11 protein-coding genes and 1 pseudogene are annotated in these 12,668 nt (G+C 60.7%); 3 read left to right on the plus strand and 9 right to left on the minus strand.

The features are described 5' to 3' along the window. The first annotated feature begins 585 nt into the window (after window positions 1-585). Window positions 586-1,815, plus strand: a complete 1,230-nt coding sequence (locus tag IVA82_RS15035; protein WP_247384433.1) for an IS701 family transposase — start codon at window positions 586-588, stop codon at window positions 1,813-1,815. 154 nt (window positions 1,816-1,969) lie between these two features. On the opposite strand, the gene IVA82_RS15040 is transcribed toward IVA82_RS15035, so the two are convergent. The 8 genes from IVA82_RS15040 to IVA82_RS15075 all read right to left on the minus strand — a co-directional run bounded on the left by IVA82_RS15040 (window position 1,970) and on the right by IVA82_RS15075 (window position 10,721). Next, complete coding sequence (locus IVA82_RS15040) at window positions 1,970-3,007, minus strand: phenylacetaldoxime dehydratase family protein (protein ID WP_247493363.1); 1,038 nt, start codon at window positions 3,005-3,007, stop codon at window positions 1,970-1,972. A 30-nt stretch (window positions 3,008-3,037) separates the two neighbouring features. Then, window positions 3,038-3,775, minus strand: coding sequence for an ABC transporter ATP-binding protein (locus IVA82_RS15045; protein ID WP_247493364.1), 738 nt, complete (start codon window positions 3,773-3,775; stop codon window positions 3,038-3,040). After that, window positions 3,772-4,551: an ABC transporter ATP-binding protein gene (locus tag IVA82_RS15050; protein ID WP_247493365.1), complete on the minus strand. Its 780-nt coding sequence runs from the start codon at window positions 4,549-4,551 to the stop codon at window positions 3,772-3,774. The genes IVA82_RS15045 and IVA82_RS15050 overlap by 4 nt, the downstream gene beginning before the upstream one ends. After that, a complete protein-coding gene (locus IVA82_RS15055) occupies window positions 4,548-5,747 on the minus strand; it encodes a branched-chain amino acid ABC transporter permease (RefSeq protein ID WP_247493366.1) in 1,200 nt (399 codons plus the stop codon). The genes IVA82_RS15050 and IVA82_RS15055 overlap by 4 nt, the downstream gene beginning before the upstream one ends. Window position 5,748: 1 nt before the next feature. Next, a complete protein-coding gene (locus IVA82_RS15060; protein ID WP_247493367.1) occupies window positions 5,749-6,669 on the minus strand; it encodes a branched-chain amino acid ABC transporter permease in 921 nt (306 codons plus the stop codon). Window positions 6,670-6,708: 39 nt separating this feature from the next. Then, on the minus strand, window positions 6,709-7,842 hold the full coding sequence (locus tag IVA82_RS15065) for a branched-chain amino acid ABC transporter substrate-binding protein (RefSeq protein ID WP_247493368.1): 1,134 nt from the start codon (window positions 7,840-7,842) through the stop codon (window positions 6,709-6,711). A gap of 430 nt (window positions 7,843-8,272) precedes the next feature. Next, complete coding sequence (locus IVA82_RS15070) at window positions 8,273-9,631, minus strand: MFS transporter (RefSeq protein WP_247493369.1); 1,359 nt, start codon at window positions 9,629-9,631, stop codon at window positions 8,273-8,275. A gap of 100 nt (window positions 9,632-9,731) precedes the next feature. Then, on the minus strand, window positions 9,732-10,721 hold the full coding sequence (locus IVA82_RS15075) for a nitronate monooxygenase (RefSeq protein ID WP_247388591.1): 990 nt from the start codon (window positions 10,719-10,721) through the stop codon (window positions 9,732-9,734). A gap of 116 nt (window positions 10,722-10,837) precedes the next feature. Between IVA82_RS15075 and IVA82_RS15080 the strand changes: the two are divergent. Both IVA82_RS15080 and IVA82_RS15085 read left to right on the plus strand, forming a co-directional pair. Continuing rightward, window positions 10,838-10,960, plus strand: a pseudogene (locus IVA82_RS15080) (LysR family transcriptional regulator); the annotation flags it as partial. A gap of 99 nt (window positions 10,961-11,059) precedes the next feature. Continuing rightward, window positions 11,060-11,785: a LysR substrate-binding domain-containing protein gene (locus IVA82_RS15085; RefSeq protein WP_247493406.1), complete on the plus strand. Its 726-nt coding sequence runs from the start codon at window positions 11,060-11,062 to the stop codon at window positions 11,783-11,785. Here the strand turns inward: IVA82_RS15085 and IVA82_RS15090 are convergent. Further along, a complete protein-coding gene (locus IVA82_RS15090; protein WP_247493370.1) occupies window positions 11,751-12,638 on the minus strand; it encodes a LysR family transcriptional regulator in 888 nt (295 codons plus the stop codon). The two genes, IVA82_RS15085 and IVA82_RS15090, sit on opposite strands and share 35 nt — an antisense overlap. Window positions 12,639-12,668: the final 30 nt, after the last annotated feature.

Consider the following 12,668-nt stretch of genomic DNA (forward strand, 5'->3'; position numbering starts at 1 on the left):
CGCCTCGCGACGGCAGCCCTTGCGTTTCACTAACCCTTCACCTCCATCAGGTTGGGTGGAAGACTTTCACTTCCGAGCTATTGAGCATGCCCGGCACACGACTAAACCGCTCGCGCGGTAGGGCGCTGCGGCAGGCGACCCGACCAAGACGATAGCGCGACGGGGCGTCCTGTCTTGAGATGAGGGGTTCGCAACCTCACTCAAGACAGAGTGTGCCGTAGAGCGATCAGGCTGCAGTTCTGTTGCGACGGCGCACGATCGAAGCATGAAGATGCTCGATCTCGCGCCGAACATCCAGCAAGGCTGCATCCGCGGCGTCAACGATTTCGAATGACGAAACCGATGCAATCGGAGATGCGGCGATCCTCATCAGTGATGTATAAGATGACGTCTCGAAATAGTTTTCGTTAGACAAGCTCAAGGTCTTTTCGAGCCCTCAAGCATCGGTCGCCGGCCCCGGTGTGCGCGGCGCCACCTTTCATGGGGCCGGCATCCGAAAACCTTCACAAAATGCGAAGAACTCAACGTGAGCAAATCTAGCATTACAGTTGCCCTTCCGGAAGATTTCTGAATCCATGAGCAACCATGATTCGAAGATCGTGGGCGCAGGCAGCGTCGATTGAAGAGACGCTTGCGTTGTGGGCTGCGTCGCTTCGGGAGGTTAAGAAGCGGATACGTCCGTTGTTCGGGCAAGAACGTGTTGCGAGGAACGCAGGGTTGTTTCTTGAAGGTCTGCTCGGCGATGAGCAACGCAAGACCGGCTGGATGCGCGCGGAGGCGGCTGGCGATCCTGGTCCATGGCGGCAACAGGCTATCCTGGGTCGCAGGGATTGGGATGCCGATGCCTTGCGCGATATTGTCCGCGACTATGTCATCGAGCATTTGGCAGATGACGATGCGGTTCTCGTGATCGATGAGACCGGCTTTCTCAAGCAGGGCAAGGCGTCGTGCGGCGTGGCGCGGCAATACACCGGTTCGGCAGGCAAGATTACGAACTGCCAGATCGGCGTTTTCGCCACCTACGTTTCGCGTCATGGCCATGCGTTCATCGATCGCGCGTTGTATCTTCCGAAGGAATGGGTCGACGATCCAGATCGTCTGGAAGCCACATACGTGCCTGCCGACACGGGCTTTGCGACCAAACCGAAGCTTGCGACTGCAATGATTGCACGCGCGATAGTCGCGGCTGTGCCATTCAAGTGGGTGGCCGGCGATACGGTCTACGGTGTCGGAGATATCGAACAGCAACTACGCCAGGCAGGCAAAGGCTATGTGCTCGGAGTCAGCAGCGCTCATGTGTTCCGATCCTGGGGCAAGCGGCGATCAGTCTCTGGCACCGCCGCGGACATCGCCTCGACGCGGCGTTCGTCCGACTGGAAACGCCTGTCGGCAGGGGACGGAACCAAAGGACCGCGGCTGCATGATTGGTGCTATCTCGAACTGGCCGATCTCGATGCCGGGCAGTTCAACAGCGCAAATGACGGTTTGTGGACACGCGGTCTGCTGATCCGTCGTCGCATCGCAGATGATGACCTCGCCTTCTTCACCACCTGGTGCCCAGCAGGAACGGCCATTGAAACGCTGGTCGCAGTCGAAGGCCATCGCTGGGCGATCGAGGACAGTTTTGAGACTGCCAAGAATGAGTTCGGGCTTGATCACAACGAGAGCAGATCCTGGCATGGCTGGCATCGCCACGTCTCTATGGTGATGCTCGCATTCGCCATGATGGCGGTGATCCGCCATCGCGCCAATCCGCCGGCACCCAAAAAAACACCGCGCCGAACCACGGCAAAAGCACGGCCGTCACGTCATTGATCCGCTGGTCAATTCAGGAAATCCGCCGCATCGCCATCAGACTCGCTCGAAAGCGAATCCAACCCGCCCACGTCATCGCATGGTCACTCTGGCGCAGAGCTCACCAGGCGATCGCCCGGCGTGCGCACCTCAAAGCAAAACGGCAACTGTAATGCTAGGGCCGCCGCTCGCCTTCGAAGTAGTTCAACAGGCCCGTGCCCGGCGCGCAGTTGACATACTCGAAAAGCTGGTTGTTCTCCGGCAGCACGAACACTTCATGCCAGGTTCTGAGCTGGTTCTTCGCGCCGAACTTGCGGTAGCGGGCCATCGCGGCGCGGAAGATCGCCCCGTGCGACGGATGATGCTCAGCCCAGTTCTCCATGTGGCCAAGCGACAGAAAGTATCCGAGCGCATGAGTCTCGAGCTCGGGTGCCCCGCCGACATCGCATGTTTGCTGGAATCGAAGCGAGCAGCAACCCGTTGCCTCAGGACTTTCGCGCAAGAAGTCCATTCCGCGTTCGAGGGGAGCCCGCAGGTCGCGCATGTAATCTTCGGTTTGGTCGGCATCGCAGCGCCCCCAAAAGGCCGCCGACCGAATGACCGTGAGGTTCTGGGGCGTAGCGATCCGCCACCGATTGGACCTGGTCTCGCGCGGCGTCGCTGATGGTAGCTCAGGCAGCGCCGACGGCAAAGGATCGACCGCGGCGAGTGGGATCCGGTCGCGCATCGCGCCGTAATAGCCGCAATACGGCGTCGGGTAGAGCGCCACTTCACTAGAGCGACTTATCCCCGCTGGATAATCGTTCCAATACAGCGTCTCAAGGCGTTCGATAGGGACGGTCAAGCTCTCGCGGAAGTAGCCCGTCGCCTCCGAACACCTCGCCGAATCGTTCCACCAATTCGCCACGCGACTATCGTCGAGCCAATCATTACGACGGGTCTGGTCAACCCAATAGCTCGCAACCACATGCGTATAGAGGCCGTTGTGATCGACGAACCACGCATGATCGTGCACGTGCGGGCCGTTCGGCAGGAAGACGGCCTCTGATATCCACGGGATGAAGCCGGACTTGTAGACGGCTTCCGCGTTCGGTCCCTGGATGCCGTGAAATGCAAGGCACAAAGCTTCGCATTTGCGTGGGAAACCGACGGACCAACGCTGGACCACCGGCTCGAAACCTTTCGGTTTACGCAGCGGATTGATCCGCTCCAATACCTGAAAATTCATAGCGAGCTCCGTTCCCTAGTGGATTCCAAAATATGCCTTGTGAAGTTCGGAATTCTCTTTCAAGAGTTCAGCGCTTCCTTTGGCGACAACGAGTCCTTGCGCCAGCACGTAGCCGTAATCGGCCACGTCGAGCGTTTGACGCACGTTCTGCTCGATGAGCAGAACCGAAAGTCCGGCTGTCTTCAGTTGTCGGACTATTCCGAAAACCTCCGAGACAAATAACGGCGACAAGCCGAGCGAGGGCTCGTCGAAGATCACGAGCTCCGGATCGGCCATCAGCCCTCGCGCGATCGAGAGCATCGACCGCTCGCCGCCGGACAGTGTTCCCGCGAGCTGGCTTCGCCGCTCCTTCAGACGCGGGAACACCTCGAACATCTCATCCATCCGCGCCGCAACGCGCCTGTCGTCACGCATGATCAATCCGCCGACCTTGAGGTTCTCAAGGACGCTCATGCGCGGCATCACGCGATTGCCTTCCGGGATCGTCGCGATCCCGAGAGCCGCGATCTTGTGGGTGGGCATATTGGTTGTCGCCACCTGCCCAAAGCGTACCTCGCCTTTCCGAACACGGGTCAACCCGAGGATGGCCCGGATCAACGTGCTCTTGCCGGCGCCGTTGGCTCCCAGGATGGTCGTTACCGTACCGGGCCTGACCTCGATGGTCACGTTCTTCAGAACGTCGGCGCGATCGTAGCCGGCGTTGATCGCATTGACCGACAATGTCCGCGCCGCGGTTCGTCGCACGCTGATCATTGCCCTCTCCCGAGATAAGCCGCCTGCACTTCGGGGTCGGCTATCAACCCGTCAAAACTGCCTTCGAAGACTTTCCTCCCGAAATTGAGCACGATGCAGCGATCGGAGACACGCCGGATGACGTCCATTTCGTGCTCCACCAGGACCACGGCCAGATCCGGCATCTCGGACCTGAATGCGAGGAGGTCGTCCATGAGTTCGCGCGTCTCATCGGGGGTCATACCGGCGGAGGGCTCATCCAGCAACAGCAGGCGCGGCCCGCCGATCAGCGCCCGGCAGATCTCGATCCGCCGACGGTCGATCATCGGGAAAGAGCTCACAGGCTGGAACAGCCGGTCGGCTATCCCGGCGTTGAAGCGGGACGCAATCTCCCGTGCGCGATTGACCGTCTCCCGCAGCTCTCTGCCCCACCTCGCGCGGCGAAACAGATTTGTCAAAAGACCGAGATCGCAATGGCAGAGGGCTCCGACCGCAATATTGTCGAACACGCTCTGATCGAGCATCAGCCTCGATCGCTGAAACGTTCGCGCGACACCGGCACGACCGATCATCTGCGGCGCACAGCCAAAGAGGTCGTGGCCATCAAGCCGGATCGATCCCCCGCTCGGGTCGTAAAGCCCGGTAATCACGTTGAAGAATGTCGTCTTCCCCGATCCGTTGGGCCCAACCAGTCCGATCGTCTCGCCGCGGCCGATTTCGATGTCGAAACCGTCGAGCGCGACCAGCCCGCCGAACTGCTTGGTGAGACCGGCACATTGCAACAGAGTGCGGCTCATTTTGGCGCTCCGTCGATGAAGCGCGACAGGTCCCTCACCGGACGAGGCAGGATGCCGCCCGGGCGGAACAGCAAGATGACGAGCACGAGCAAGGCGAATAGCAACAGGCGGAATTCCTGGATCGTCTGCAGTTTTTCCGGCAGGACCAGGATGATCATGGCGGCCACGACCGAGCCCCACAAATTGCCGATTCCGCCCAGCACCACGATCGACAGCATCAGCAGGGAATCCCCGAGCCCCGCGCCGTTGGGTGTCACGAACCCGTTCATCATCCCGTAGACCGCGCCAGCCATGCCGATGATGGCGTTGCCGAGGACAAAGCCGACGACCTTCCACAGCCTGATCGACAGGCCGAACACCGCCGCGGCGGTCTCATCGCTGCGGACCACGTCCAGGGCGATGCCGACCCACGAGTTTTCCACGCGCCGGACGAGGATGAACACGAGGCCGAACATGCAGACCGAGAGCGTTGCATAGGGCAGATAGAATGACACGCTCCATGGACCAATCTGGTTGAGCCGGGCGAAATCCAGCCCCAGGATCGAGAAGCTTCCGATCTTCAGGCCCTGGGGGCCGCCGAGGACGTCGTTGACCTCGAGCCAAGTCCGCAGCAGCACGCCGAAGGCGATCGTCACGAGCGCCGCATAGTGCCCGCGCGTGCGCAGCACCGGCAGCAACAGCACGAGGCCCATTGCACCCGTCACAATCGTGCCGATCAACGGCGCAAATGCGCGCGGAACGGTGGTGTATGCACTCACTACGGCGGCCGTATATGATCCCATGACGAAGAAGGCCGCGCCTGCGAAGTTGGCGATGCCGGCGAATGCGAGCTGCAAGTTGAGCGCGATGCAGGCAGTCGAGAAGATTGCCACGGTTGCCAGCATGAGAAGCGCGTAGTGATCGGCGTGAAACAGGACAATCAGGATCAACGCACACAGCAATGCCGTTCCATTGGCAACACCTCGATAGTCGTCGCAGGTCGCGGCGATCTCCCGGCCCATCTGCGTTCGATCCGCCAATCCAAACGCCAGGATAAAGGCCGCGAGCAAGGCGAGAACCACGGGCTGGGATTCGGCGTGCATGATCACGCCGCCGGCGGCAAACAGAAGCGCCACCACAGCTGCGACGAGGGCGCGCGGATGACGACGAATCCGCGGGACGCAGAGCGACGGAGCCGCGCTTGAAAGGCTGCTCATGTCACACCCGGTCGCTGCGCTGTTCTGCAATCATTCCTGTCGGGAACAACGCAATCAGGATGATGATGACGGCAAAGGCCACGACATCGCGATAAGCGCTCGAGATCGGCATCGCGACCACGACCAGCGTCTGCACGCCGGCGAATAGAAATCCCCCGATGATCGGCCCGATCAGGCTTCCAAGACCGCCCACCACGGCCGAGGCGAATCCGATGATGCCGAGCAGAACGCCCATGTTGAAGTTGATCTCGCGGTAATACAGCCCGAGCATGCAGCCGGCAAAAGCGGCGAGCCCCGATCCCAATGCGAAGGTCCCCAGCACCACGCGCTGCTGGTCGATGCCTGCGAGGCGTGCAACCTCGTCATCCTGGGCCACGGCGCGGATCGAGAGCCCGAACCGGGTGCGGGTCACCAACAGATGCGTTCCCACCACCAGCAGCAGTCCGGCACATACGATGATCACGCTGTCGATACCCACACTGAAGGAACCGGCCCTGATCATGCCGCTCGGCAACAAAGCCGGAAACGGCTTCGGGTTGCCGCCGTTGGGCACGCCAAGCCGGATGGCCTCGCGCAGCACGGTGCCGGCCATCAAGGTCGCGAGCAGCACATTGATGCTGGGGGCGCTGCGCAAGGGGATCACAAGAACCCTCCCGATCACGACGCCCGCGAGCGCCCCGGCGCCGACCGCAGCCGACAAACCGGCGAGCAAGGCCAGCGCAGGGGGCAGCGCAAAGAGAGCTCCCGAAAGGCCGGCGGCTCCCAAAGCCGAGAAACTTCCCAGCGTCACGACGTCACCATGCGAGAACTTGATGACGTCGAGCACCCCAAAGAACAGCGAAAATCCAACGGCGATCATTGAGTAGATCACGCCCAGCATGAGGCCGTTGAACACCTGCTGCGCTACGATTCCGAGGTCCATCAATGTCTCCGCGCGCTAGGGCGACCCATGACGTCTTGGTCAGTTGAGGCGGAGTTTTCGTTTGCCGGCGGAATATTCGCTATCCGGCCAGTAGACCCATTTACCATCCTGGGCGACATAGACGTTGGCCCTCAGGATGTTCTGCCTGTGGTCGTCGAAATTGATCTCGCCGACCAGCGACTTGTATGCCTTGGTCGTATTGAGCAGGTCCTTGACTTTGGCCCGGTCGGGGCCAACCTTCTCGATAGCATCCATGATCAGATTGGCGGCGGAGTAGGCGAAGGGGCCATAGGCGTCCGGGTCCTCGCGAAAGCCGGCCTTGGCGTATGCGTCGAGAAACGCTTGGCCCTGCTCATATTTGCTGATGGGAGCGCCGTTGTGGAAGGAAATCGTTCCTTCCGCCGCGGCACCTGCGCCTTCCAGGAAGCCCGCGTTCATGATGCCGGAGACGCCCGCAAGCTGGGCGGTGACACCGACCCGATCCATTTGAGCCCGCAATCGCACGCCAAGCGGCGTCAGGCCGCCCACGATGATCAGATCCGGCTTGAGCTCCTTGATCTTGGTGAGCTCAGCCGTGAAGTCCTGCTGATCCGGGCTGACCGGAAAAGTCGCGACGATCTCGCCGCCGGCCAACTTGAGATATTCGCTGAAGTATTTGTTCTGTCCCTTGCCGTAGTCGGTGGTGTCGTGAACGACAACGTATTTCAGGAAGCCCTGCTTGGTGAGGAACTCCGCTGCGAGCTTGCCTTCATTGATCATCGTCCCGTTGACGCGATGGATTTCGTGGTAATCGTTGCCATAGGTGATCTCGGGCAGGATGGCGCCCCACACCACGACCGGCAATCCGAACCGGGCATAGGTATCAACCGTCGCGATGCCTACGGCCGAGCAATAGTGGGTCACACCGGCGATGATGCTACGATCCGATGCGGCCTTGGTTGCGACCTGGATGCCGATATTCGGCTTGCATTCGTCATCGAAGGTGACGAGCTCGTAAGTATACTTTGCCGTGGGATCGGCGTTTCGCAATTGCACGGCCAATTGCGTGGAGTTGCGGCCCCCGATACCGGGAGCTGAATTGCCGCCGGACAATGGTCCAATAAACGCAAGCTTTACGGTCTCCTTGGCCAAGACCGGAACCGTTCCGGTCGCTCCCGCGACCAGCGCGCGCATGTCAGCAGCAATAATTTGGTTATCAGCTTCATTGGCAATGCCCTCCCTCGCTCGCAAAACTGTATCCATCCCGGGCCGGCGAGGCAGTGCGAATCTTCGCAAACGGGCGTGCGCAACGGAGCACGAGCAGGTGCGCCGGCGTTGATCGCCTACAATCGAGACAGATTGCTGCTGCTTTGAGCATCGGGCTGCCTTCGACGAAGCAGATGCGGGTCTCAAAAAAACACCCCGTTGCAATCAGCAACGGGGTGACTGCGTCGCAGGACATCTGCGACAAGTCGAGGGAGGAATTCTTCGCAGTCACGACAGCCAGGGGCTCATCGCAGACGTCGAATGAATCCTTCATACCATCTTCGCGGCAAATTCCCGCCGGGTGTTCGTGCAAAGGGTATTGCACGAACACCTTGATGGCGATTGGCGGCTTCCCGGCTCATGCGGTCTGGCGGCCGGCTGCCGGTGTCGTGCCGAATTCACTTGAAAGGTCGACTGCGACAGCCTTGGGCAGGCAGAGGACATTAACCGCCGCCGTCATGAGTGCGATCGCGATCGGATAGATCAGGCCGGCGTAGATGTTGCCAGTGTAGCTGACGAGCGAGAGGCTGATCAGCGGAACGAAGCCGCCGAATATCCCAGTGCCGATGTGATAGGGAAGCGACAGCGAGGTATATCGCAGCCGCGCTGGAAAGAGCTCCACGAGAAACGCGGCATTCGGTCCATAGACCAGCGCTACGAAGATGAGTTGCGCCAGGATAAGCGCCGTGACGACCACGTAATTGTGCGCAGCCGTGGCGCTCGCAATCCCCATGTAGATGGGAACGTAGAGCGCGGCGGCGAGCAGCAGTCCGGTGACGATCAGCGGACGACGTCCGATACGGTCTGACAAGGCCCCGCTCACGACGATCAGCGGCGTGCCGATGGCTAGAGCAACGGCGACGCAGACATTCGCCGTCAGGAAGTCCACCTTGAGAACGCTCTGCAGGAAATACAGTGCGTAGAACTGCCCGGTGTACCACACGCATCCAAGACCCGCCGTCGCGCCGAAGAGAGCATAGAGCGCATAACCCAATCCTTGTCTCGTGCCGAAACTTTCGCGAACCGGCGCGCGCGAGACCGTGCCGGCCTGGCGCATCTGCGCGAAAACAGGCGACTCGCTGAGCTTGAGGCGAAGATAGATCGAAATCACGACGAGAAGTGCAGACAGCAAGAACGGGATACGCCATCCCCAAGCACGGAATGCTTCCTCCCCGAGCGATAGCCGACACGCCAGCACGACCAGAATTGCAACAAAGAAGCCCAAGGTGGCGGTGGTCTGGATGAAGCTAGTGAAGAAGCCACGACGGTTTGCCGGTGCATGCTCAGCCACATAGATGGCAGCGCCACCGTACTCGCCGCCGATGGCCAAGCCCTGTACCAGTCGGAGCACGACCAGCGCGACAGGTGCGGCAAAGCCGATACTTGCATATGTCGGCAAAAGACCGACCGCGGTGGTCGCAATTCCCATTAAGATAAGAGTCAGCAGAAAGGTGTGCTTGCGTCCCAATCGGTCGCCAAGACTTCCGAACAGGATGGCACCGAATGGCCGGATGACAAATCCGGTAGCAAAGGTTGCAACGCTGATCAGGACGGCGGCGGTGGGATCGTTGGCGGGATAGAAAAGGGTCGAAAAGAACACGGCAAGGCTTCCATAGAGATAGAAGTCATACCACTCGATAATCGTGCCCGCACTTGAGGCAAGCACCACCGTCCAGATTTCCGGGTTCGGGGCGTCCGCTTTAGGTTCGCTCATCATATCTCTCCTTCGGCCTTGTTGGGCACGTGTTTTCGCGGGCGCGTGCGCCGCAGCGCACGCGCCGTTTCCACCCGGCACTAGGTAGAAAGTTGCGGACCCGTTAGGCCGCGATAGAATTTCGCGTCGGCGCGTAGCGCGCAAGACATGCGCTTGCTTCTGCTGAAATGCGCTTCACCAGCTCACCGGCGGTTGGAATGTCGTTGATGAGACCGATTGCTTCTCCGACCGTGACATTGGCGGTATCGTAGTCGCCGGAGACCCACGCCTTCTCGACGCGCTGCAGCTCGGCTTCTTGCAATGTGCGGAGCTCGTCTTCCCGGCCATGCCACCTTTCGATGAAGCCGTTCTTCATCAGGCGCCCAGTGTACTCCGCGGGCCAAGCCTTCTTGCGGACAATGTCGTAGACACGCGTCCGGATCGTTTCATCGCCGGTGGCTGCAAGCACTTTTTCCTTGGCGTTGCGATGAATGACAGATTCTTGCGTGGCCCAAAACCGCGATCCGATCAAAGCACCGTCGGCACCTAGCATTAGCGCGGCGGCGAGACCGCGCCCGTCAGCAATGCCTCCGGCGGCAAGAAGGAGAACGCGCGGCGCTCGTTGCGCGATCAGATCGGCGACCGCTGGAACGAAGGGCATCGTCGAGCGCGCCGTGAGTCCGTGGCCACCGGCCTCCGTGCCCTGTGCGATAACAATGTCCGCGCCGACGTCGATCGCCCGCTGGGCATGCTCGAGCGTATGCACCTGACAGATCAGCGGGATGCCGGCCTGCTTCACTTTCGGGGCATATGGCGCAGGATCCGAGAACGACAGCATGATCGCTTTCTTGTGCCGCTCCAGAGCGAGATCGAGCAGACCCGGATCATTCGCGAGCGCCCACGTGATGAATCCACAGCCGACGTCTGGGCGGCTCACCTTTGCGGACTGTTCTTCGAACCAGGCGCGGTTGGCATAACCGCCGCCAAGAAGGCCCAGAGCACCTGCCGCGGAAACCGCGGAGGCCAGCTCGCCGCCGGAGGCCGGATCCATCGGCGCCAGCACGATCGGGTGCTCGAGCCCAAAAAATTCGGTCAATCTCGTCTTGATAGCCATGTCTCTTCCTCTTTCTAGGCTCGGTTCCCACCCTGGATACCGGGAAGCTAGATCGGCTATTGACAACATAAAAGTGATTATTATTGATCAGAGTCATCATTCCCGGAGATGACCATATGGACAGTACGGATCTGAATTTCTTTTCCGCGGTCGCCTTGGCCGGCGGAATCGGCCGCGCCGCCCACGATCTCCACACCGTCCAATCGAACGTGACCCAGCGAATTCGAGCGCTGGAGAACCAGCTCGGCGTCCAACTTTTTCATCGATCCAAGAAAGGCGTCACGCTCACCTCGATGGGCAGCAGGCTGCTCCCCTACGCCAAGCGGATCAGCGATCTGTTGGCCGAGGCGCATTGCGCAGTGAAGGACGAGGCGTGGCCGGGCGGCGAACCGCGCATTGGGTCGATGGAGACGACGGCGGCGTTACGCCTACCACCGTTGCTCACCCATTACGGCATCGCTTATCCCGATGTTGACGTCCAAATCGAGACGGGGCCGACCGCAGCGCTGGTTGACAGCGTATTGGCTCGGAAGCTTGATGGAGCTTTTGTCTCTGCACCGGTCACGCACGGTGAACTGACCTGCACACCGGTCGTGGAGGAGGAGCTGGTGCTGATCACGCCGCCGATGGTGACGTCTCCCCAACACCTCGGCAAATTCCTGGCTTCGGGAAGCGGCCGCAAGGTGATCGTGTTTCGCGCCGGCTGCTCCTATCGACAGCGCCTGTCGGAATATCTTGCGCATCGTGGCTTCGTCGACCTGCGCTGGATGGAGATGGGAACGCTCGACGGGATCATCGGTTGTGTGGCGGCTTCAGTCGGGCTGTCGTTGATGCCGCGCGTGGTCGCTGATTCTGCCGAACGACAGGGGCTGATCCATCTGCATTCGTTGCCGAACGGGACCGGCAGGGCCACCACGGTTTTCGTTCATCGCAAGGACGCATTCGTGTCCTCCGCGCTGCGGGCGTTCATGGAATGCGCCGGATCGGCAACGAACCACACAGCCCCGCCCGAGCAACCGGCAGCGGCGCTCAAGCAGCCTCAAAAGACGACCTCGCTGCCTTGACTGATGCCACGATGAAGCGATGCACTTCCGCAACGCGCCGCGTTTCGTGCGTATCGGGATGTGACGTCAGCCAGTAATTCCGCACGAAACGGATGTCGGGAAGCAGACGCGGCAATTCGGGATAGCGCTGGGCCACGTAATCATGAAGGATTCCGACGCCGTGTCCGCCGCGAACGGCCTCCATCTGCGCAACGACGCTGCCGCATTCATAGCGTCGCGACATGAGCCGGCCGAGCACCGAGGCATAGTCCAATGCCCTGCTGTAGACGAAATCCTCGACCTGGGTGACGAACAGGCGGCCGGCAAGATCGGCTTGCGTCTTGATGGGCCCCTCGCGCGCCAGATAAGCATCAGCAGCATAGACACTGAGCGTGTAGTCGGTGAGCTTGGACAGGATCAGCTTGCCCTGCTTGGGCCGGTCCAGGGTGATCGCAACGTCAGCCTCGCGCCTTGACAATGAGAACGTGCGCGGAAGCGGCACGAGTTGAATGACAAGGCCCGGGTGCTTCGCTGCCAGCGCGCCCAGCCGATCGGCCAGGAAGTAGTTGCCAAGCCCGTCCGGTGCCCCTACGCGCACCGTTCCGGTCAGGGCCTCGGCGGCGCCTCCAATGCTCGATCCCACTTTGAGGAATTCGCTCTCTGCGCGTTCGGCAGCCGCGACAAGCGCCTCGCCTGCCGCCGTCAGCGTGCAGCCTGAAGCGTGTCGTTCGAGCAGTTTGGCATTCAAGCCACTCTCAAGCGCCGTCAGTTGCCGGGCGACCGTTGCATGGTTTAGCCGTAGGCTTTTCGAGGCCTTCAGAATCTGGCCGGCACGCGCCACCTCCAGGAATATCCGAACACGCTCCCAATCCATTGACTACACTTTCTGCACAACGGAGCCGCG

Origin of the sequence: Bradyrhizobium sp. 142, assembly GCF_023074015.1 — a bacterium.
GTDB lineage: Bacteria > Pseudomonadota > Alphaproteobacteria > Rhizobiales > Xanthobacteraceae > Bradyrhizobium.